Source organism: Kaistia geumhonensis (assembly GCF_030815145.1).
In the GTDB taxonomy this organism is placed as follows: domain Bacteria; phylum Pseudomonadota; class Alphaproteobacteria; order Rhizobiales; family Kaistiaceae; genus Kaistia; species Kaistia geumhonensis.
Genome location: NZ_JAUSWJ010000001.1, coordinates 949392 through 971561 on the forward strand (window position 1 = coordinate 949392; position 22170 = coordinate 971561).

22 protein-coding genes are annotated in these 22170 nt (G+C 65.7%); 3 read left to right on the plus strand and 19 right to left on the minus strand.

Going from position 1 to position 22170, the window contains the following annotated elements:
- Positions 1-146 precede the first annotated feature (146 nt).
- On the plus strand, positions 147-575 hold the full coding sequence (locus tag QO015_RS04435; protein ID WP_266281196.1) for a L,D-transpeptidase: 429 nt from the start codon (positions 147-149) through the stop codon (positions 573-575).
- 139 nt (positions 576-714) lie between these two features.
- A complete protein-coding gene (locus QO015_RS04440; RefSeq protein ID WP_266281195.1) occupies positions 715-1185 on the plus strand; it encodes a L,D-transpeptidase in 471 nt (156 codons plus the stop codon).
- Positions 1186-1195: 10 nt separating this feature from the next.
- Here QO015_RS04440 and QO015_RS04445 read toward each other — a convergent pair whose 3' ends face one another.
- Both QO015_RS04445 and QO015_RS04450 read right to left on the minus strand, forming a co-directional pair.
- Positions 1196-2278 carry a hypothetical protein gene (locus tag QO015_RS04445; protein ID WP_266281194.1) on the minus strand — a complete coding sequence of 361 codons (1083 nt, stop codon included), beginning with the start codon at positions 2276-2278 and terminating at the stop codon, positions 1196-1198.
- Positions 2275-3129 (minus strand): DUF6502 family protein, encoded by an 855-nt coding sequence (locus tag QO015_RS04450; RefSeq protein ID WP_266281193.1) that lies wholly within the window; start codon positions 3127-3129, stop codon positions 2275-2277. The genes QO015_RS04445 and QO015_RS04450 overlap by 4 nt, the downstream gene beginning before the upstream one ends.
- Positions 3130-3379: 250 nt before the next feature.
- Here QO015_RS04450 and QO015_RS04455 point away from each other — a divergent pair, with 250 nt between their 5' ends.
- Positions 3380-4882 carry a glycosyltransferase gene (locus tag QO015_RS04455; protein WP_266281191.1) on the plus strand — a complete coding sequence of 501 codons (1503 nt, stop codon included), beginning with the start codon at positions 3380-3382 and terminating at the stop codon, positions 4880-4882.
- Here the strand turns inward: QO015_RS04455 and QO015_RS04460 are convergent, their stop codons facing one another.
- Genes QO015_RS04460 through QO015_RS04540 form a run of 17 tightly spaced genes read right to left on the minus strand, consistent with a single transcriptional unit; the run spans position 4883 to position 22165 of the window.
- Positions 4883-5143 carry a DUF1467 family protein gene (locus QO015_RS04460; protein ID WP_266281189.1) on the minus strand — a complete coding sequence of 87 codons (261 nt, stop codon included), beginning with the start codon at positions 5141-5143 and terminating at the stop codon, positions 4883-4885. It lies immediately after the preceding gene.
- Positions 5144-5149: 6 nt separating this feature from the next.
- Positions 5150-5554 carry a methylmalonyl-CoA epimerase gene (gene mce / locus QO015_RS04465; RefSeq protein ID WP_266281188.1) on the minus strand — a complete coding sequence of 135 codons (405 nt, stop codon included), beginning with the start codon at positions 5552-5554 and terminating at the stop codon, positions 5150-5152.
- A 45-nt stretch (positions 5555-5599) separates the two neighbouring features.
- Positions 5600-7273, minus strand: coding sequence for a ribonuclease J (locus QO015_RS04470; protein ID WP_266281187.1), 1674 nt, complete (start codon positions 7271-7273; stop codon positions 5600-5602).
- Entirely contained in the window at positions 7273-8106 is an 834-nt protein-coding gene (locus QO015_RS04475) for a biotin--[acetyl-CoA-carboxylase] ligase (protein WP_266281186.1), read from the minus strand. The genes QO015_RS04470 and QO015_RS04475 overlap by 1 nt, the downstream gene beginning before the upstream one ends.
- A 1-nt stretch (position 8107) precedes the next feature.
- Positions 8108-9544, minus strand: a complete 1437-nt coding sequence (gene nuoN / locus QO015_RS04480; protein ID WP_266281185.1) for an NADH-quinone oxidoreductase subunit NuoN — start codon at positions 9542-9544, stop codon at positions 8108-8110.
- 19 nt (positions 9545-9563) lie between these two features.
- The gene (locus QO015_RS04485; RefSeq protein WP_266281184.1) at positions 9564-11075 is read right to left on the minus strand and encodes an NADH-quinone oxidoreductase subunit M; all 1512 of its coding nucleotides are present in this window, start codon (positions 11073-11075) and stop codon (positions 9564-9566) included.
- Between the two features lie 14 nt (positions 11076-11089).
- Positions 11090-13186 carry an NADH-quinone oxidoreductase subunit L gene (nuoL, locus tag QO015_RS04490; protein ID WP_266281183.1) on the minus strand — a complete coding sequence of 699 codons (2097 nt, stop codon included), beginning with the start codon at positions 13184-13186 and terminating at the stop codon, positions 11090-11092.
- Positions 13187-13193: 7 nt separating this feature from the next.
- Positions 13194-13502 (minus strand): NADH-quinone oxidoreductase subunit NuoK, encoded by a 309-nt coding sequence (gene nuoK / locus QO015_RS04495; RefSeq protein WP_266281182.1) that lies wholly within the window; start codon positions 13500-13502, stop codon positions 13194-13196.
- Positions 13503-13523: 21 nt separating this feature from the next.
- Positions 13524-14132 (minus strand): NADH-quinone oxidoreductase subunit J, encoded by a 609-nt coding sequence (locus tag QO015_RS04500; protein ID WP_266282465.1) that lies wholly within the window; start codon positions 14130-14132, stop codon positions 13524-13526.
- 7 nt (positions 14133-14139) lie between these two features.
- A complete protein-coding gene (gene nuoI, locus QO015_RS04505; RefSeq protein ID WP_266282463.1) occupies positions 14140-14628 on the minus strand; it encodes an NADH-quinone oxidoreductase subunit NuoI in 489 nt (162 codons plus the stop codon).
- On the minus strand, positions 14628-15674 hold the full coding sequence (gene nuoH / locus QO015_RS04510) for an NADH-quinone oxidoreductase subunit NuoH (protein ID WP_266281181.1): 1047 nt from the start codon (positions 15672-15674) through the stop codon (positions 14628-14630). Before nuoH ends, nuoI begins: the two co-directional genes overlap by 1 nt.
- Positions 15675-15681: 7 nt before the next feature.
- Positions 15682-17775: an NADH-quinone oxidoreductase subunit NuoG gene (nuoG, locus tag QO015_RS04515; RefSeq protein WP_266281180.1), complete on the minus strand. Its 2094-nt coding sequence runs from the start codon at positions 17773-17775 to the stop codon at positions 15682-15684.
- A complete protein-coding gene (locus QO015_RS04520; RefSeq protein ID WP_266281179.1) occupies positions 17775-18110 on the minus strand; it encodes a pentapeptide repeat-containing protein in 336 nt (111 codons plus the stop codon). Before QO015_RS04520 ends, nuoG begins: the two co-directional genes overlap by 1 nt.
- 4 nt (positions 18111-18114) lie before the next feature.
- Positions 18115-19422, minus strand: a complete 1308-nt coding sequence (nuoF, locus tag QO015_RS04525) for an NADH-quinone oxidoreductase subunit NuoF (protein ID WP_266281178.1) — start codon at positions 19420-19422, stop codon at positions 18115-18117.
- Between the two features lie 9 nt (positions 19423-19431).
- Positions 19432-20352 carry an NADH-quinone oxidoreductase subunit NuoE gene (nuoE, locus tag QO015_RS04530; protein ID WP_266281177.1) on the minus strand — a complete coding sequence of 307 codons (921 nt, stop codon included), beginning with the start codon at positions 20350-20352 and terminating at the stop codon, positions 19432-19434.
- A complete protein-coding gene (locus QO015_RS04535) occupies positions 20352-21542 on the minus strand; it encodes an NADH-quinone oxidoreductase subunit D (RefSeq protein ID WP_266281176.1) in 1191 nt (396 codons plus the stop codon). Before QO015_RS04535 ends, nuoE begins: the two co-directional genes overlap by 1 nt.
- Before the next feature lie 11 nt (positions 21543-21553).
- The gene (locus tag QO015_RS04540; protein WP_266282461.1) at positions 21554-22165 is read right to left on the minus strand and encodes an NADH-quinone oxidoreductase subunit C; all 612 of its coding nucleotides are present in this window, start codon (positions 22163-22165) and stop codon (positions 21554-21556) included.
- Positions 22166-22170: the final 5 nt, after the last annotated feature.

The following is a 22170-nucleotide window of genomic DNA, read 5'->3' on the forward strand; positions in this document are numbered from 1 at the left end:
TGGCTGCCTCAAGCAACGCGCATGGCTTGCCGCCGGTTCGCGCGAAGAGACTTTGCCCGCTTACCAGTTCTTCAGCAGTCGCGCGCATCATTCGATGGTCGTTGTGTGCTCTCACGCGGACTTGTACTTCCATGCGCCTGCCGTCCATGCCTCGTCGACTGAAGATCCTAGCCCTTCTCGCCGCGCCCTTCGCGGTTCTGTCGGGCGGAGCGCAAGCCGAAGTGGTGGCGCGCGTCAGCCTGTCGTCACAGGCGATGGTGGTCTATGTCGACGGCGTCCCGGTCTATGACTGGGCGGTCTCGACCGCGCGGCGCGGCTTCCGCACGCCAACGGGCTCCTATCGCCCGACCCGCATGCACCGCATGTGGTATTCCAAGAAATACGACAACGCGCCGATGCCGAATTCGATCTTCTTCACCGGCGGATATGCCGTACACGGCACGCCGCATGTCCGGGCTCTCGGCCGGCCTGCCTCGCATGGCTGCATCCGCCTCCATCCCGACAATGCGCGCACCCTCTACAGCCTTGTCGCGGATCAGGGGATGGGCAATGCGCGCATCGTGATCACACGTTGAGAAAATCGACGTGGCCCGGCCGCCGCTGTGACGAAAGCCACTGACCTCGGCCGCCCGCTTCCCTTAAGAAAATGACCACAGCTGCGGCGGAGATTGCCGCGGCCTCTCCCGTAACCGCGAACTCGACCAGAACCGCTCCATGTCCGTCCGCACCGCCCTCGCCGCCATTTCCATATCCGCCGGCCTGCTCGTTTCCGCCGCGGTGCCCGCCTCGGCCAACCTGCTCTTTCCGGGCCCGGCCAGCGTCTATGCCAAAGTCTCGATCGCCGACCAGCGCATGGACGTCGTGGTCAATCGCGGCAACGGCAAGAAGGAGACCTATTCCTGGAAGGTCTCGACGGGCCGCAAGGGCTTCGAGACGCCGCCCGGCAAGTTCCGCCCGGACTATATCGACGAGTTGCACCACTCGACGAAATACGAGAATGCGCCGATGCCGTTCTCCGTGTTCTTCAACGACGGGATCGCCGTGCACGGTACCACCGAGCTGAAGCGGCTCGGCTCGCCGGCCTCGCATGGCTGCGTGCGCCTCGATCCGCAGAATGCCGAGGTCTTCTTCCGCGCCGTCGCCGATATCGGGATGGAGCGCACGGCGATCATCGTCGAAAAGTAGCCGCCCCGCGTCAGTCGCCGCCCGGCCCGCCGCCACCTGGTCGCGACCGCCACTGCTGGATCCGGCTGCCGATCCCGGACGAGCCATCGCCGCCGGCGAAGCCGCTAGCTCCGGACGGCGGCGATCCCTGCGGTACCGCGGCCTGATCGGGTCTTGCACCTTGGAGTCGCGCCGGGAGATTGCCCTGGCCGTCGCGTATGGCGCGGATATTTGCGGCTCTTTGCGCCAGTTGCTGGCCGACATCGATATCGACGACGGACGGACTGCCATCGTCGGTCGGCGCAGCTGCTCCGGGCGCGTCGTTCACAACGAAACCCGAGCCGAGCTGCAGCTGGTTGCCGTGCCGCGCGACATAGGCCTCCACGGAGAGCCGGGTGACACCCGGCCCATCCGGCAGGCCGTCCAGCGCGATGGTCTTCACCATCAGCCCGCGCGGCGTCGCGCGGCCGCGCACGATGACCCGCTGCCCGTCGAAGCGGGCGTCGGGACCAAACAGCGAGAGGCCGCCGATCGAGAGCAGCCAGCCGCGATAAACGGCGGGACCGACAACCTGATCCATGCGGCTGCCGGCAGGCTCGACGAGCCGCGCCTCGATCGTGCCGTCCAGGCGACGGATGCCGCTGACGGCGATGCGCTCGCCGACCGCGAAGGCGCCGGTTCCGGTCGTTCCCATATCGACCGTCTGGCCGAGCACCACCAGTCGGGCGCCCTCGCTCGCCGTGATCGCGCCCACGACTTCGCTGTCGATGACGATCCGATCGGTCACAAGGTGGCCGCCCTGCGGCTGGGCGACGGTCTTCACCACCTGCCCGATCATCAGATCGCGCACGGAACGCCGGCGTCCGTCGATACGAACCTCGGCGTCGGCCGGATAGCTGATCCGGTCGCCATTCACGTAAATGCTCCCGAAGCGCTGGATCGAACCGAGGAAGCCGATCGCGCCTCCGCCGGGCAATCCTGTGATGCCCGTACCGCCGATGCCACGGTCAGAGGGCGGCGTGTCGTCGGCGAGGCCCGGCAGGATGCGCATGCCGATCCCGGCGACGAGCGCACGGAGGATGCCGCGCCGGCTGACTGAAACCAACCCGCTCACGGCTTTCCCTCCCCTCCGTCCGCGTCGTCGTCCGCGCCGCCGACCTTTTCGGCGTAGACATAGACGCCGAAATTCCAGCGCCACGGTCCGGCATTTTCCTCTCCGGCCGCGGCATGCGCCTCGCGATTGGCGCTGGTGAGGGCGTCCATGGCGATCTCGCGCGAGCGCCGCTCGAGCATCTCGGCAACCTCGCGCGTGAGCCCGTCATAGTGAACGGCGCGCTCGAGAAAGCGGGGGGTCTGGGCCTCGACATTCGCCACGGCTGCGGCGATGTGATCATGAAGGTTGCGGCCTAAATAATAGAGCTGCTGGTCGCTGCCGCTCTTCGGCACGAAGGCCTGTTCGACCAGAGTGATACGATCCTCGGCGTCCTGGACGACCAGCCCGCGGTCAATCCATTCGTCGAGCACGACGCGGGGCCGAACATCGCGTGTGACCGACTCGACGAGCCGGTCGAACGAGGCCTCGCCTGCGCTGCCGATACGCGGCAGAGGCAGCGGCCGGCCTGCCCGGTCGCTGAATTCGGCATCCGCCAGCCAGCGCGCGAGGATGCGGCTGGTGCGGGAGATGGAGGCCGGGACGACATTGACTGGCGCTCCGGCCCCGCGCAGGCGGCTGACTTCCTTGCGATGGATGCCGGTCAGGAGGCTGACCCGGCTATCCGTCTGGTTCTTCGAGGTGAGCGCAAAATCATTCTCTGCGACGTTCACGTAAAGCTCGCGCAGAAGATTGACGAGGGCAGGGAAAGTAAGCCCGCTGCGAATGGCGATACGCACCAGCGGCCTGAGCAGCCGCGCCAGCGGCGCCTGCAGGCGGCCGGCGTCGAGCGCCGTGCGGTCACGGTCGTTCATTCCCCCATCCCCGGCCGCCTCGGCATCGCCGCGGCGCCACCCGGCCGCGCGCGTGCCATGCAGCCACCTCCCCCGCCCTTCGGCGTCGTTCCAATCACGTCTAGCCTATAGCGCATGTGAAATTTTCCCACAATGGCGTGATCTGACCGCCTGACCGATTGACGTGGGAAATTTTCCCACATATCCATTTGGTCAACGGCAGCGCGGCTCGCGCACCGGGTCTGCGAAGCGAATCATCGGAGTATCCGCCTTGAGCAAGCTCTACATCGACGCCACGGTGCCCCTGCGCTGGGGACCTCACCCGCCGGTCGGCATCCCGCGCGTCGAGAGCGCGATCGTCCGCCAAGCGCTGCGCAACAACGCGGGCCCGAGCAAGGGCAAGAGCGCGCGGCAGGTCCGCTTCTTCATGATCAACCGGAACGGAGAGGCGCGTTTCCTAGATCGGCGCGAACTGGCCTATCTCGGCGACCTCGTCGAGGGACGCGCAGCCGCCGTAGAATCCGGCGCCGGAGAAAGCGTCCTCGCGCGGACGCGCCTGGTGCTGAAGTCAATCCGCGCCGGCGCCGCCGCGACGGGCAAGGAGTTCGATCGCGTCTCCGCCTCCTACATTTCGGGCAGGAACGACCGTCGCGGGATCGCCTACCAGGCCGCCAAGACCTTCATCCGCGTGGCGAAGCTCGTCGGCGGCCGGCGGGCGCCGGCCTTTGCCGCGCCCGGGCCCGACCCGCTGCTCGATCCCGATGCCGCCTGCTTCATCTCGACCGCCGGGTTGCATGCCCTGGCGAGCAGCGGGCGCGGCGACGGCATCGCGGCGCGGCTCGCGACGATCCTGCATGATCTCATCCCCCTCGACCACCCGAAGCTGGTCGATCGGAGCCACGCGCGGAACTTCGAGAAGGACGTCGCCTGGATGTTCGGCCATTGCGAGCGGATCATCACCGTTTCCGCCCACACGGCCGAGACGGCCCGGCGCTATTCCGGCGAAAACGGCGTCGAGACGGCGCCCTCCATTGCCGTTTCGCGGCTCGGCTCGTTCCTCAAGGAAGGGCTGCGCCACAAGCCGCTCGAGCCGGTCCCCGCGCTCGCCGGCCGCCGCTTCGCGCTCTATTGCTCCACGATCGAGATCCGCAAGAACCACCTCATGCTTCTGAAGGTGTGGTCGCGACTCATCCCTGAGTTCGGCGAGCGGCTACCGAAGCTCGTCTTCTGCGGGCGCTGGGGCTGGATGAACGACGAAGTCGAGGCCTATCTCGCTGCGCATCCCGAACTGGAGAGCCATCTCGTGCAGCTTTCGGACATGAGCGACGCCGAACTCGGTTGGCTCTATGCGCATGCCGATTTCGGTCTCTACCCCTCCCGCGCCGAGGGCTGGGGCCTGGGCGCCGCCGAGTGTCTCGATTTCGGCCTGCCGGTCCTGATCTCGGAGACACCGTCGCTGTCGGAGGCGACGCAAGGCCTGATGCCGATCACGGGCATGGACGATGAGGAAGGATGGACTGCACTCGTGCGACGCGCGGTGGAGGACCCCACCTTCCTGCAGGAGCTCACGGCCCGCATCGCGACCGGCTATCTGCCGATCAGCGAGACGCGCTTCAGCAGTCGCGTTCTCTCGCTCGTCGCCGGAGAGATGCCGGACGTCCCGGCCCTGCCACAGTCCGCCTCGCCGAAGTCTGCCTTGCCGCGGCTCTCGCCGTGGCGCCCGGCCCAGCGAATGGAGGGGCCGCCGCGCATGGAGACACTGGCAGGGACCTGATCAGCCGAACAGGGTGGAGAGACGTTCCGGCGTCCATCCAAGAACGGCATAGGCATAGTAGAAGGCGCCGACGAGGATGGCTGAGACGATCGAGGTCGCGATCGCCTTCTTGATCAGCATCGGCTTCCAGGGGGCGCTCGGCGTCGTGCCGAGCGTCACTTCGCCCTGCTCTTCCTGCGTCTTGATGCCGAAGGGCAGGATCATGAAGATCACCAACCACCAGACGACGAAATAGATGGCGATCAGGCTGTAGATGCGCATGGCGTCTCAGGCCTCCTCGAGTTCGACCAGAGTTCCGGCGAAATCCTTCGGGTGCAGAAACAGGACAGGCTTGCCATGGGCGCCGATCCTCGGACGGCCATCGCCGAGCACGCGGGCGCCGTCGGCCTTCATCCGCTCGGCCGCAGCGTCGATGTCCGCGACCTCGAAGCAGAGATGGTGGACACCGCCCTCCGGGGATCGCGCCAGAAAGGACGCGATCGGCGATGCATCGCCGAGCGGCGTGATCAGCTCGATCTTGGTGTTCGGCAGCTCGACGAAGACGGTCGTGACGCCGTGTTCCGGCAGGTCGAGCGGCGCGGAGACAGTCGCGCCGAGCCGATCACGATAGATCGCTGTGGCGGCGCCGAGATCCGGCACGGCGATGGCGACATGGTTGAGACGGCCGATCACGAGCCCATCCTTCCAAAAACGCCGCGAAAGCAGCATGTGGAAGGCTCATACGGCGGCGACGAAGACCGTGCAAACGGGCTTTTTGCCCCACGCGTCGCGAACGGCCGCGCGAACGGCGCGCCGGAGCGCATCGCGCACCAGTTCACCATCGCGCCGCCGGGCCCGCGGAATGCTCTCGATCGTGCCGAGCACGGCGCTCATCACCAGAGCCTCGAACGGCTCACCTGTCGGCCCCTGCATCGGCAGGCCGACGAGCCCGATCTCGGGATCGCTTGCCAGCGCGCCCTTGGCATCGAGCACGACCGAGACCGCGACATGCCCGGCAAAGGCGAGGCGCTTGCGCTCGGGTACGCCGACGGCATCGAGATCGCCGATGATGGAGCCGTCCTTGTAGAGGCGGCCGGCCGCGACATCGTCGATCTCTTCGGCCGGACCGGGGGCGAGGCGGACCATGGCGCCGTCCTCGATCTCCACCACCTCGCCAACGCCGTGAGCGCGGGCGAAGGCCGCATGGGCGGCAAGATGCATCGCCTCGCCATGGACGGGAATCGCGATCTTCGGCCGCGTCCAGCGATACATTTCGGCGAGTTCGTCGCGCCGGGGATGGCCCGAGACATGAACCAGCCGCTCGCGGTCTGTCACGACATCGACACCGAGTTCCGCGAGCTGGTTGATGATGCCGTTGATCGCCTTCTCGTTGCCTGGGATCGGACGTGCCGAGAAGACGACCGTGTCGCCGGGCGCGAGGCCGATGAATTTGTGATCGTCGGAGGCGATGCGGGCCAGCGCGGCCCGGGGCTCGCCCTGGCTGCCCGTCACGATGGCCACCACCTTGTCACGCGGCAGATAGCCGTAAGACTCCTCGTCGAGGAACGGCTGCAAGCCGTCGAGATAGCCGAGTTCATGCGCCACCTGGCAGGCGCGATGCAGCGCACGGCCGACCAGCACCACCTGCCGGTCATTGGCCGCAGCCGCTTCGGCGATCGAGCGAATGCGCGCGATATTGGAGGCGAAGGTCGTGAAGAAGACGCGGCCACGCGCCTCGGCGATGACGGCCTTCAACTCGCGCGCGACCTCGCTTTCGGAGGGGCTGCGCCCCGGTCGCATCGCGTTGGTCGAATCGCAGACGAGCGCCAATACGCCCTCGTCGCCGATCGCCGCGAAGCGTTCGGCATCCGTTACAGGGCCAATCACCGGCGTCGGATCGAGCTTCCAGTCGCCGGTATGCACCACGGTGCCCAGTGGGCTCCGGATCGCGAGCGCCATCGGCTCGAGAATCGAGTGGGCAACGGCAATGAACTCGACCTCGAACGGGCCGATCCGGCGGCGCTCGCCGGGCCGCACGATGGTGACCGGAACCTCCGGCGCGCCGGGATGGCCCACACGCTTGGCGGCGAGCAGTCCGGCGGTGAACGCCGTCGCATAGACAGGCACACGGAGCCGCGGCCAGAGATCGAGCAGCGCGCCGAAGTGATCCTCATGGGCATGCGTGATGACGATGCCCGCCAGATTGGTGCGCTCTTCCTCGAGATAGGCGATGTCCGGCATGATCAGATCGACGCCGGGCAGATCGTCGCCCGCGAAGCCGACGCCGAAATCGACAGCCAGCCACTGCCGCGCATCCGACGGCCCGAGGCCGTAGAGCGCCAGATTCATGCCGATCTCGCCGACGCCGCCGAGCGGGAGGAAGACCAGTTCGTCGGTCCGGGATTTGGCCATCACGCGCGCACCGTCGCAACGGCGCCAAAATGAACCTCGCCGGCCGAGATGGTGCGAATGCCGCCATCGGCTGCGCGCACGATGAGCCGCCCCTGGTCGTCGATCGTCTCGAAAGCGCCCTGCACGACTTCCTCGCCCGAGCGGACAGCCACCGCCTCGCCCAGCCCGGCGGCCCGCTCCAGCCACAGCCGCCGCAGCACCGGGAAGCCGGCGCCGCCATTCCAGATGCGCATCAGGCCGGCAGCCGCATCGGACAACGCCTCGAAGACGGTGCCGGCATCGAGGCCGAGACCGAGCATCGCCAGCGAGGTCGCGGGATAGGGAAGCCCCTGCGGCGCGGCCGCCACATTGACCCCGATGCCGATCGCGACGGCGAGCTTGCCATTCGGCAGGGCCGCGGCTTCGAGACCGATGCCGGCGAGCTTGCCACCGTCGAGGAGCACGTCATTCGGCCATTTGAGGCGAAGCCGGGCGCGGCGATCGGCTCCCTCACCCTCCGCCCCGTCCAGCGCCATGCGGACCGAGAGATCCGGCGCGACAGCCCGCAGAGCCTCGTCGAGGGCGAGACCTCCAACGAAGCCGAGCGTCGCAGCGACCTGCGGTTGGTGATCGACGACCGCGAGCAACGTCGCGGCGAGATTGCCGCTCGGCGCCACCCAGGCACGACCTCGGCGGCCACGACCGGCCGTCTGCTCGGTTGTGACGAACCAGTGCGAGCCAGTATCTCCGGCGCGCGCAGCGGCTAGCGCCTCCTCGTTCGTGGAGCCAATGGCCGGATAGCTGGTGACGCGGTAGCCGGCGGCGCGAGCGGCAGGGCCCGGATGGAACTCCACGTCAGAAGAAGGTCTTCGCTGCGACGCTCGCCGCCGAGCCGATCGGGCCGGCGAAGAAGACGAACAGCAGGACGAAGGCGCCGGAGAGGCCGAGCACGACACGCAGCGACACGGCCATCGGCTCGAAATTGCCGGCGGGCTCGTCGAAATACATGAGCTTGACGATGCGCAGATAATAATAGGCGCCAACCACGCTGGAGAGCACGCCGATCACCGACAGCGCATAGAGCTGAGCCTCGATCGCCGCCAGGAAGACGTAGAACTTGGCGAAGAAGCCGGCGAGCGGCGGGATGCCTGCCAAAGAGAACATCAACATCGCGAAGATGAAGGCGATGAGCGGATGCGTGCGCGAGAGGCCCGCGAGATCACCGATTTCCTCCACCATCGTCCCTTGGCGACGCATGAAGAGGATGACCGCGAAAACGCCGAGCGTCATGACGACGTAGATCGCCATATAGAGGATGACGCCCTGGACGCCGGCCTGGCTGCCGGCGGCGAGGCCGACCAGCGCGAAGCCCATATGGCCGATCGACGAATAGGCCATCAGACGCTTGATGTTCCGCTGGCCGATCGCGGCGAAGGCGCCGAGCAGCATCGAGGCGATCGCGATGAAGCTGATAACCTGCTGCCATTCGGAGACGGCCGGCCCGAAGGCGCCGGCCATGGCGCGGACGAGCATCGCCATCGCGGCCGCCTTGGGCGCGGCGGCGAAGAAGGCGGTGACCGGGGTCGGGGCGCCCTCATAGACGTCCGGCGTCCACATGTGGAACGGCACGGCCGAGACCTTGAAGGCGATGCCGGCGATCACGAACACGATGCCGAACACCACGCCGACGGAAATGTCCCCACTCGAGAGCACGCGGGCGATCTCGCCGAACTGGGTGTGGCCAGTGAAGCCATAGACCAGCGACGCGCCATAGAGGAGCATGCCCGACGACAGCGCGCCGAGGACGAAATATTTGAGGCCAGCCTCCGTCGAGCGGACGCTGTCGCGATTGATCGCCGCCACGACGTAGAGCGCAAGCGACTGCAGCTCCAGGCCGAGATAGAGCGAGATCAGGTCGCTGGCCGAGATCATGATCATCATGCCCAGCGTCGCGATGACGATGAGCACCGGATACTCGAAGCGATCGAAATTCTCGCGGCGAGCGAAATCCGTCGACATCAGGATCGCGAAGCCGGAGCCGGCCAGAGCCAGCACCTTCATGAAGCGCGCGAAGGGATCGAGGACGAAGGCGCCCGAGAAGGTCGTGCCGTCCGGCGTCATGAACAGGAGCGCGAGGCCGGCCAGGAGGACGACGAACACCGAAAGCGTGGTGACGAGGCCGCTGGAACGCTCGCCCTGAAAGACGCCGATCATCAGCAGCACGAGCGAGCCGACCGCCAGGATGAGCTCAGGCAGGAAAGGCGAGAGGACGGGCAATGTCGCGAGTTCCATTATCGGGCGTCCTGGTTCGTCACTTGACCGCGACGGCGAGCTTGCCGGCGGCCGAGAGAGCCGCCTGGTAATTGGTGATGAGATTGTCGACCGAGGCCGAGGTCACGTTGAAGACGGGCTTCGGATAGACGCCGAAGAAGATCGTCAGCACGAGCAGCGGCACCAGGATCGTCGCCTCGCGGCGCGACAGGTCGAACATCGACTTCAGTTCCGGCTTCACGAGCGGCCCGAGCATGACGCGGCGATAGAGCCACAGCGCATAGGCCGCCGAGAGGATGACGCCGGTCGCCGCGAAGAACGACACCCAGGTGTTGGCCCGGAAGGCGCCAAGCAGGGTCAGGAATTCGCCGACGAAGGCCGAGGTGCCGGGAAGGCCGACATTGGCCATCGTGAAGACGAGGAACACCATCGCGTAGAAGGGCATGCGGTTCACGAGGCCGCCATAGGCGCTGATCTCGCGGGTATGCATGCGGTCATAGACGACACCGACGCACAGGAAGAGAGCGCCCGACACGATGCCGTGCGACAGCATCTGGAAGATCGCGCCTTCGACGCCCTGCGGGTTCATCGTGAAGATGCCCATCGTCACATAGCCCATATGGGCGACCGACGAGTAGGCGATCAGCTTCTTCATGTCCTCCTGCATCAGGGCGACCAACGAGGTGTAGACGATCGCCACGATGCTGAGCGTGTAGACGAAGGGCGCGAAATCAGCCGATGCCAGGGGGAACATCGGCAGCGAGAAGCGCAGGAAGCCGTAGCCGCCCATTTTCAGGAGCACGCCCGCCAGGATGACCGAACCGGCCGTCGGCGCTTCCACATGCGCGTCCGGCAGCCAGGTGTGCACCGGCCACATCGGCATCTTGACCGCGAAGGACGCGAAGAACGCGATCCACAGCCAGGTCTGCATCGAGGCCGGGAACGAATGGTTGAGGAGCGTCGGGATGTCGGTCGTGCCCGCCTGCCAGTACATCGCCATGATGGCGAGCAGCATCAGGACCGAGCCGAGCAGCGTATAGAGGAAGAACTTGAACGCGGCATAGACGCGGCGCGGTCCGCCCCAGATACCGATGATCAGGAACATCGGGATGAGGCCGGCCTCGAAGAACACGTAGAACAGCACGAGGTCGGTGGCGCAGAAGACGCCGATCATCAGCGTCTCGAGCAGCAGGAACGCGATCATGTATTCGCGGAACCGCTTCTGCACCGAGAACTTCGACGCGATGATGCAGGCCGGCATCAGGAAGGTTGTCAGGATGACGAACAGCATCGAGATGCCGTCGACACCCATCGAATAGCCGATCTTGCCGCCGAGCCAGCCCGCCTGCTCGACGAACTGGAAACCGGCGTTGGAATTGTCGAAGTCCTTCCAGATGAGCAGCGAGACGAGGAAAGTGACGATCGTCGTCCAGAGCGCAATCCAGTAGATGTTGCGCCGCGACGCCGCGTCGTCGCCGCGGATGGTGAGCAGCAACAGTGCTCCCACCGCCGGCAGGAAGGTTACGGTCGAAAGGATCGGCCAGCTGGTCATGTTAGGTCAAATCCTCAGCCCGCAAACATCATCCAGGTGACCAGCGCGGCAATGCCGATCAGCATCGCAAATGCGTAGTGGTAGACGTAGCCCGTCTGCAACTTCACCACGCGATTGGTCACGTCCACCACGCGGGCCGACACGCCGTCCGGACCGAAGCCGTCGATGAGCCAGCCGTCGCCCTTCTTCCAGAGGAAGCGGCCGAGCCACTTCATCGGGCGGACGAACAGGAAGTCGTAGAGCTCGTCGAAGTACCACTTGTTGAGCAGGAAGCGATAGAGGAGCGGCTGCTCTGCCGCGAGCTGCTTCGGAATGTTCGGCGAGCGGATATAGAACCAGTACGTCAACAGGAAGCCGATCACCATCATCACGGTGGGGGCCAGCTTGATGGTCTCCGGGAGCTCGTGCATCGCATGAAGCACGTGGTTTTCCGGGTTCATGAACAGGGCCGTTTTCCAGAACTCGCCGTAACCCTCGCCGATGAAGCGGTTGGAGAGGATCATTCCGGCGAAGATCGCGCCGAACGATAGGACGATCAGCGGGATCGTCATGACCTTCGGCGATTCATGGACATGCGACATGACCTCGGCCGAAGCGCGGGGCTCGCCATGGAACGTCATGAAGATGAGGCGCCAGGAATAGAACGAGGTCAGCAGCGCCGCGACGACGGTCAGGAACCAGGCATAGCCGGCAAGCGGATTCTCGGCGACGTAAGCCGCCTCGATGATGGCGTCCTTGGAGAAGTAGCCGGCGGTGAAGGGGAAGCCGGTGATCGCGAGCGTTCCGGCGATCATCGCCCAGTAGGTCACCGGAATTCGCTTCCGGAGGCCACCCATCTTGCGCATGTCCTGCTCGCCCGAGACCGCATGGATCACGGAGCCGGCGCAAAGGAAAAGCAGCGCCTTGAAGAAGCCATGCGTCAGCAGATGGAAGATGCCGGTCGCGAAGGCGCCCGTGCCGAGGCCGACGAACATGTAGCCGAGCTGCGAGCAGGTCGAATAGGCGATGACGCGCTTGATGTCGTTCTGGACGAGGCCGATCGTCGCCGCGAAGAAGGCGGTGGTCGCACCGAAGAAGGTCACGACGGTCAGCGCCGTCTCCGAGAGGCCGAATAACGGCGACATGCGCGCCACCATGAACACGCCGGCCGTCACCATGGTCGCAGCATGGATGAGCGCCGAGACGGGGGTCGGGCCCTCCATCGCGTCCGGCAGCCAGGTGTGCAGCAGGAACTGCGCCGACTTGCCCATCGCGCCCACGAAGAGCAGCAGGCAGGCGACGGTCAGCGCATCGAGATCCCAGGAAAGGAAGTGAATCTTCGTGCCGACGATGCCGCCGGCATTGGCGAAGATCGTGTCGAAATCGACCGAGCCGAACAGGACGAACACGGCGAAGATGCCGAGGACGAAGCCAAAGTCGCCGACGCGGTTGACGACGAAGGCCTTGATGGCGGCCGCATTCGCGGACGGCCTCTGGAACCAGAAGCCGATCAGGAGATAGGAGGCGAGACCGACGCCCTCCCAGCCGAAGAACATCTGGACGAGATTGTCCGACGTCACCAGCATCAGCATCGCGAAGGTGAAGAGCGACAGATAGCCGAAGAAGCGCGGCCGGTGCTCGTCATGGGACATGTAGCCCCATGAGTAGAGATGGACGAGCGACGACACCGTCGTCACCAGGATCAGCATGACCGCGGTGAGCGTGTCGATGCGGAAGGCCCAGTTGAACGAAAGCGTGCCCGACTGCATCCAGGGCAGCACGTCGACGCGCACCGGCGAGCCGTCCGGCGAGGTGACGGTGAAGAAGGCGATCCAGGCGAGAATGGCCGAGACGAAGAGGAGACCCGTCGTCACGATCTCCGCCGACCGGGAGCCGGGCGCCGCCGGCGCATGACCGTGGTCGCCGTGGCTATGATCGTCGTGACCATGCGCGTCGTGAGCATGGGCATCGTGGCCATGATCGTCATGCGCATGCGCGGCGTGGTCGTGGTGCCCGGCATCGCTGCCCTCGGCCGGCGCGCCGACCATGGCGGCGCGATAGCTGCCGAACAGCGCGATGGCGCCGGCGATGATGGCGCCGAGAAGGGGGAGGAAGACGATCGCGGAATACATCGGAGCCTCAGCCCTTCATCAGATTGATGTCTTCGACCGCGATCGAGCCGCGGTTGCGGTAGAAGACGACGAGGATGGCGAGGCCGATCGCGGCTTCGGCCGCCGCGACGGTCAGCACGAAGAGCGCGAAGATCTGGCCGACGAGATCGCCCAGGAAGGACGAGAACGCGACGAAGTTGATGTTGACTGCGAGCAGGATCAGCTCGATCGACATCAGAATGACGATGACGTTCTTGCGATTAATGAAGATGCCGAACACGCCGATCGTGAAAAGGATCGCCGCGACCGCCAGATAGTGGGAGAGCCCGATCTCCATGATGAAGTCCCCGTTCTCTCTCTAGACGCCCTGGCCGGGCTTGACGGCGTGCAGTTCAACCTTCTGCGAACGCGCGACCTGATCGGCGACGACCTGACGCTTCACGTTCGGCTTGTGGCGAAGCGTCAGCACGATCGCGCCGATCATCGCCACCAGCAGCACGAAGCCGGCCGCCTGGAAGAAGAAGAAGTAGTGGGTGTACAGCAGCTGCCCGATCGCGGCGGTGTTCGAGACCTGCGCCACGTCCGGGATCGGCGCTGCGACGCCCTTGACCGCCTCGGGCGCGAAGACCCAGCCGGACAGCACGATCAGCAGCTCGGCAAGCAGCACGACGCCGATCAGCCCGCCGACCGGCAGATATTGCTGGAAGCCCTGGCGAAGCTCGACGAAGTCGACGTCGAGCATCATGACCACGAACAGGAACAGAACAGCGACCGCGCCGACATAGACGACGACCAGCAGCATCGCCAGGAACTCGGCCCCGAGCATCACGAACAGCGCCGCCGCATTGAAGAAGGCGAGGATGAGGAACAGCACCGAAAGCACGGGATTTCGCGAACCTATCACCATCAGTCCGGAGGCGATGGTGATGGCCGAGAACAGGTAGAAGAAGAGCGTGTGCAGGATCATGATCGCTTCACCGGTAAGGTGCATCCATGCTGATGTTCTGAGCGATCTCCCGCTCCCACCGATCGCCGTTCGCGAGCAGCTTTTCCTTGTCGTAGTAAAGCTCTTCGCGTGTCTCGGTGGCGAACTCGAAATTCGGTCCTTCGACGATGGCGTCCACCGGGCAGGCTTCCTGGCAGAAGCCGCAATAGATGCACTTCACCATGTCGATGTCGTAACGGGTCGTACGCCGCGTACCGTCGTTGCGACGGGGCCCCGCCTCGATCGTGATCGCCTGTGCCGGGCAGATCGCCTCACAAAGCTTGCACGCGATGCAGCGCTCTTCGCCGTTCGGATAGCGGCGCAGCGCATGCTCGCCGCGGAAGCGCGGGCTGAGCGCCCCTTTCTCGAAGGGATAGTTCAGCGTCTTCTTCGGCTTGAAGAAGTAGCGCATCGACAGGAAGAAGGCCGAGACGAACTCGGTGAGGAAAATCGCTTTCGCGGTCTGGTCGAGGCGCATTACGGAGCCCATCCCATGATCTTGAGAACGGCGGCGACCACGACGACCATGCCGAGGGAGATCGGCAGGAAGACCTTCCAGCCGAGCCGCATGAGCTGGTCGTAGCGGTAGCGCGGCACGAAGGCCTTCACCATCGCGAACATGAAGAAGACCAGCAGCGCCTTCAGAACGAACCAGACGATGCCCGGGACCCAGGTGAACGGCGCGAAGTTGAACGGCGGCAGCCAGCCCCCGAGGAACAGGATCGTCGTCATCGCGCACATCAGGCAGATGGACGCGTATTCGCCGAGCATGAACATCATGTACGGCGTCGAGCCGTATTCCGACATGAAGCCGGCGACGAGCTCCGATTCCGCCTCGACGAGGTCGAAGGGCGGGCGATTGGTCTCGGCCAGCGCCGAGATGAAGAAGATGACGAACAGCGGCAGCAGCGGGATGAAGTGCCAGTCGAGGAAGCTGCCGGGCAGGCCGAGCTTGGTGCCGAGGCCATGCTCCTGCGCGATCACCACGTCGGAGATGTTCAGCGAGCCGACGCAGAGGAGGACGCCCACCAGCACGAAGCCGATCGAAACCTCGTAGGACACCATCTGCGCGGCGGCGCGCAGCGAGGATAGGAACGGGTATTTCGAGTTCGAAGCCCAGCCGCCCATGATGATGCCATAGACGCCGAGCGAGGAGATCGCGAGCAGGTAGAGGATGCCGACATTGATGTTGGCGATCACCCAGCCCGCGTTGAACGGGATCACCGCCCAGCCGGCCAGCGCCAGCGTCACGGTGACCAGCGGCGCCAGAAGGAAGATGCCCTTGTTGGCGCCGGATGGGATCACCGGCTCCTTGAGCACGAACTTGAGCAGGTCGGCAAAGGACTGGAGCAGGCCGAAGGCGCCGACCACGTTCGGGCCGCGGCGCAGCTGGACAGCCGCCCAGATCTTGCGATCCGCCAGAAGGATGAAGGCGATCGAGACCAGCAGCAGGATCAGCAGCAGAAGGCTCTGCGCGATGATGATCACGCCGGGGATCAGATAGCCGTCGACGAAGCCGTTCATCGGTTCCTTACTCCGCTGCCGCCGCGACCTGGCCGGCCGCGAGCGCCGAGCACTCCGCCATCACGGCCGAAGCACGGGCGATCGGATTTGTCAGATAGAAGTCTGCGACCACACTCGCGAAGGTCACGGACGGAAGCGAACCCGCCTTCGACGCGAGCGCCTGTACATCCGCCAGCCCCGCCGGCTCGACATGATCGGCCTTGGCGAGATGGGGATAGGCCGCATAGAGCGCGCGGCGCAACTCACCGAGCGAGTCGAAGGGCAGCCGCTTGCCGAGCACGTCGGAAAGGGCGCGGAAGACGGCCCAATCCTCGCGCGCGTCGCCGGGCGGGAATGCCGCGCGGTTGGCGAACTGGACGCGCCCCTCCGTGTTCACATAAGTACCCGACTTCTCCGTATAGGCCGCCGCCGGCAGGATGACGTCGGCGCGATGCGCGCCATTGTCGCCGTGCGTCCCGACATAGACCACGAAAGCGGAGCCAAGCGCCTCGGTGTCGATCTCGTCTGCGCCGAGCAGGAACAGCACGTCGAGCGCGCCCTCCCCCGCGGCCTTCACCATGGCGCGGGTATCGAGACCGCCCTCGCCCGGCACGAAGCCGATATCAAGCCCGCCGACGCGCGAGGCGGCGGTGTGAAGAACGGCAAGGCCATTCCAGCCCTCGTCGCGACCGGGCGCCGAGGCGATCGACGCGGCGGTGGCAAGCACCGCGGCGCCAGCTTCGCCGGCAAGAGCCGCCTGGCCGACGATGACGATCGGCCGCTTGGCCTTGGCGAGCAGTTCGCCGAATGCTCCCTTTCCGGCCGCGATGTCTGCGAGCGTCTCGGTTCCGGCGCCGAGATAATCGTGCGGATAGGTCAGGTCGACCTGCTCGCCGATGACGCCGACCTTCATGCCGCCTGCGCGCCAGCGCTTGCGGATGCGCGCATTCAGCACAGACGCCTCACGGCGCGGATTGGCGCCGACGATCAGGATCGCGTCGGCCTGCTCGATTCCGGCGATCGTCGGGTTGAAGACATAGCCGGCGCGGCCGGCGGCCGGATCGAGCGCGGCGCCGTCCTGGCGGACGTCGAGATTGGGCGAGCCGAGACCCGCCATCAGCCCCTTCAGCGCAAAGAGGTCCTCGACCGAGGCGAGATCACCGCCGATGGCGCCGATCCGCTTGCCGTCCAGACCCTTCACCTTCGCCGCGATCACCGCGAAGGCCTCGCTCCAGGAAGCCGGACGCAGCTTGCCGCCGGTGCGAACATAGGGGCGATCGAGGCGCTGGGTGCGCAGCCCGTCCCAGACGAAGCGCGTCTTGTCGGAGATCCACTCCTCGTTCACGGCCTCGTTGAGGCGCGGCAGGATGCGCATCACCTCGCGGCCGCGCACGTCGACGCGGATATTCGAGCCGACCGCGTCCATAACGTCGATCGACTCCGTCTTCACCAGTTCCCAGGGACGCGCGTGGAAGGCATAGGGCTTCGAAGTCAGCGCTCCGACCGGGCAAAGGTCGATGACGTTGCCCTGCAGTTCGGAGGTCAGCGCGCGCTCGAGATAGGTCGTGATCTCGGCATCCTCGCCGCGCCCGATCAGGCCCATCTCGGAGATGCCGGCGACCTCCGTCGTGAAGCGGACGCAGCGCGTGCAATGGATGCAGCGGTTCATCGACGTCTTCACGAGCGGGCCGATATACTTGTCCTCGACGGCGCGCTTGTTCTCGGCGAAGCGGTTCTTGTCCACGCCATAGGCCATGGCCTGGTCCTGCAGGTCGCACTCGCCGCCCTGGTCGCAGATCGGGCAATCGAGCGGGTGATTGATGAGGAGGAACTCCATCACCCCTTCGCGCGCCTTCTTCACCATGGGCGACTTGGTGAACATGACCGGCGGCTCGCCGTTCGGACCGGGCCGCAGGTCGCGGACGTTCATCGCGCAGGAAGCCTGCGGCTTGGGCGGACCACCCTTCACTTCAACGAGGCACATGCGGCAATTGCCGGCGATCGACAGCCGTTCATGGAAGCAGAAGCGCGGCACCTCGGCGCCGGCCGCTTCCGCCGCCTGCAGAAGCGTGTAGTCCGGGGGGACGTCCACTTCGATGCCGTCAACGATGATCTTGGCCATTACTTCGCCTCTTGCGCCGCGCGATAGGCGGCCTGCAATTCCGATAGGAGGACACCGTCGACCGTGGCGCCGTCCAGTCGGCAGCCTTCGATCGAAACGCCCATCAGGTTGACCTTGGACAGCCGCGCTCCCGAAAGGTTCACGTCGTTGATGCGGGTCCCCGAGAGATTCGCATTCTCGACCGAGAGCCCAGACAGGTTCACGTTGGTCGCCGTCCAGCCCGACATGTTCACGTCGTCGAAGCGGGCGCCCGAAAAATTGACGTCGACGAAGCTCGAGCCCGCGAGGGTCGACCTTTCGACATCCAGCTTCTCGATGACGCCGCTGAGCTTCATCGCCCTACTCCGCCGCCTCCATCATCTCCCGCTCGATCGGCTTCGGATTGGCCGAATAGAGATCGATCCGCTCCTCGATGAGCGGGCGGAAATGACGGATGAGACCCTGGACCGGCCAGGCCGCCGCGTCGCCGAGCGCGCAGATCGTGTGACCCTCGATCTGGGTCGTGACCTGCAGCAGCATGTCGATCTCGCGCTTCTCGGCCTCGCCGCGCGCCATGCGCGCCAGAACGCGGGCCATCCAGCCGGTGCCTTCGCGGCAAGGCGTGCACTGGCCGCAGCTCTCGTGCTTGAAGAAGGACGAGATGCGGGCGATGGCGCGGACCACGTCGGTCGACTTGTCCATGACCAGCACGCCGGCGGTGCCGAACGACGACTTCACGGCACGCGTGCCGTCGAAGTCCATGATCAGCTCTTCGCAGTCCTTGGCCGGGATGATCGGACAGGACGCGCCGCCGGGGATGATGGCGAGCAGGTTGTCCCATCCACCGCGCACGCCGCCGCCATGCTTCTCGATCAGCTCGCGGAACGGGATGCCCATCGCCTCTTCGACAATGCAGGGCGTGTTCACATGACCGGAGATGCCGAACAGCTTGGTGCCGACATTGTTGGGACGGCCGATCGAGGCGAACCATGCCGCGCCACGGCGCAGGATGGTCGGTGCGACTGCAATGCTCTCGACATTGTTGACGGTTGTCGGGCAGCCGTAGAGGCCGACATTGGCCGGGAACGGCGGCTTCAGGCGCGGCTGGCCCTTCTTGCCCTCGAGACTCTCGAGCAGCGCCGTTTCCTCGCCGCAGATATAGGCGCCCGCGCCATGGGCGACATAGATGTCCATGTCCCAGCCATGGACGTTGTTCTTGCCGATGAGGCGTGCCTCGTAGGCCTGATCGATCGCAGCCTGCAGATGCTCCCGCTCGCGGATGAACTCGCCGCGAACGTAGATGTAGGCGACATGTGCACCCATCGCGAAGGACGCGATCAGCGCGCCCTCGACGAGATGATGCGGATCATGGCGCAGGATCTCGCGATCCTTGCAGGTGCCCGGCTCCGACTCGTCGGCGTTGATGACGAGATAGTGCGGGCGGCCGTCATTCACCTTCGGCATGAACGACCATTTGAGGCCGGTCGAGAAGCCGGCGCCGCCGCGACCGCGCAGGCCCGACGCCTTCATCTGCTCGATGATCCAGTCGCGGCCGGCCGCGAGGATCGTCTTGGTGCCATCCCACGAGCCGCGCTTCAGCGCGCCCTGAAGGCCCCAGTCCTGGGCACCGTAGATGTTGGTAAAGATGCGGTCCTTGTCAGCCAGCATGGTCCGCCCTCACTTCTTCTCGCCCGACTGCGCAACCTGTTCCTTGCCCCCGTCGGGACGAACCGACGGATCGGAAGCCGGCTTCGACTGGTCGACCTGGTTCGGAACCTTTTCCTTGTCCGCCTCGGCCTGCACCTTGACAGCCGGAGCGACCGGATCCTTGGCCGGCGCCGGATCGCCCGCAGGCGCAGCCGCGGCGGGAGCAGGAGCTTCAGCAGCGGCGGCGGCGGCCTCGGCGGCCTTCGCGACTTCGGCGGCTTCGCGGGCCGCGATCGCCTCACGCGCGGCCGCAAGGCCGGCACCCTGCCCGATCATCGAACCGTCATAGAGTTCGGGGCTGGTCAGCACGCGCGCGCCGCCGATCGGCATGGAGTTGAAGCGGTCCGTCTGGGGACCGGGCTCCAGCGGCCGGCCGGCCTCGATGTCGTCGATGAGCTTGCCGAAGCTCTCCGCCGTGAGGTCCTCGTAGGTGTCTGGCACGATCTGCACCATCGGCGCGTTCACGCAGGCGCCGAGGCACTCGACCTCTTCCCACGAGAGATCGCCGTTCGCCGAGGGATGGAAAGGCTCGGCATGGATGCGGCTGCGGCAGACCTTCAGAAGTTCGCCGGCGCCTGCGATCATGCAGGGCGTCGTTCCGCAGACCTGGATATGCGCCTTGCGGCCCACCGGTGCGAGCAGGAACATCGTGTAGAAGGTCGCGACCTCGAGCACGCGAATATAGGGCATGTCGAGGAACTCGCCGACCCAGCGGATCGCCGGCTCGGAGACCCAGCCCTCCTGCTCCTGGATGCGCCAGAGGATCTGGATCACGGCGGACGCCTGGCGCCCGGCCGGGAACTTCTCGACGGTCTTCTGCGCCCAGGCGAGATTCTCCGGCGTGAGGGCGAAGCTCTCGGGCTGCTCGGCTGCAAGACGACGGACGGACATCAGCGGTCAACCTCTCCGAACACGATGTCGAGCGAACCGAGGATGGCCGAGACGTCGGCCAGCATGTGGCCGCGGCTCAGGAAGTCCATCGCCTGGAGATGCCCGAAGCCCGGCGCGCGAATCTTGCAGCGATAGGGCTTGTTGCTGCCGTCGGAGACGAGATAGACGCCGAACTCGCCCTTGGGCGCCTCGACGGCGGCGTAAACCTCGCCCTCCGGCACATGATAGCCTTCGGTGTAAAGCTTGAAGTGGTGGATGAGCGCTTCCATCGAACGCTTCATCTCGCCACGCTTCGGCGGCACGACCTTGCCGTCCATCGAAGAGACGGGCCCCGTGCGCTCCGCGCCAGACAGCCGCTCGACGCACTGCTTCATGATGCGGATCGACTGGCGCATCTCCTCGATGCGGATCAGGAAGCGGTCATAGCAATCGCCATGACGGGCGACCGGGATGTCGAAGTCGAGTTCGGAATAGCACTCGTAGGGCTGTGAACGGCGCAGATCCCAGGCGGCGCCGGCGCTCCTGACCATCACGCCCGAGAAGCCCCACTTCCAGGCATCCTCGAGCGTCACCTTGCCGATATCGACATTGCGCTGCTTGAAAATCGGATTGCCGGTCACGAGCGCGTCGAGATCGGCGAGAGCCTCGAGGAACGGATCGCAGAAGGCGCCGATATCGTCGACCAGCTTCTGAGGGATGTCCTGATGGACCCCGCCCGGCCGGATATAGGCCGCATGCATGCGGGAGCCCGAGGCGCGCTCGTAGAAGATCATCAGCTTCTCACGCTCCTCGAAGCCCCACAGGGGCGGCGTGAGCGCGCCGACGTCCAGCGCCCAGGTAGTGACGTTGAGGAGATGCGACAACAGGCGGCCGATTTCCGAATAGAGCACGCGGATCAGCTGGCCACGCTTCGGGACCTCGACGCCGAGCAGCTTCTCGACCGCGAGCGCGAAGGCATGCTCCTGATTCATCGGCGCGACATAGTCGAGCCGGTCGAAATAGGGCACGGCCTGAAGATAGGTCTTCGCCTCGATCAGCTTCTCGGTGCCGCGATGCAGCAGGCCGATATGCGGATCGACGCGATCGACCACCTCACCGTCCAGCTCGACGACAAGGCGCAGCACGCCATGCGCCGCAGGATGCTGCGGGCCGAAATTGATGTTGAAGGTGCGGACCTGGGCTTCGGTCATCAGCGCTCGCCTCAGCTCGCCTTCTGGGGGGCCTTCTCGTCACCGGGCAGCACGTAATCAGTGCCTTCCCAGGGCGAGAGGAAATCGAAATCGCGGAATTCCTGCGTGAGGCGCACCGGTTCGTAGACAACGCGCTTCTGCTCGTCGTCGTAGCGGACCTCAACATAGCCGGTCAGCGGGAAGTCCTTGCGGAGGGGATGGCCCTCGAAGCCGTAGTCCGTCAGTAGCCGGCGAAGGTCCGGATGCCCGACGAACAGGATGCCGTAGAGGTCGTAGGCCTCGCGCTCGAACCAGTTGGCGCCGGGAAGCACCGGCGTGATCGAGGGAACCGGCGACATTTCGTCGGTCTCGACCTTGAGACGCACACGCAGGTTTCGCGTCGGAGACAGCAGGTGATAGACGACGTCGAAGCGGTTCTCGCGCTCCGGATAGTCGGCGCCGCAGACATCGATGATCGAGACGAAGCCGGCCTTCGGATCGGCCGCGAGCTTCGCCACCACGGTCGCGATCTCGGCGCGCGCTACCGCCACCGTCAGCTCGCCATAAGCAAGCCGCCAGCCGAGAACGGCGTCGCCGCAGCTCTCCGCGATATGCGCACCCAGCTCGTTCAGCGTCTCGTCCATCATCG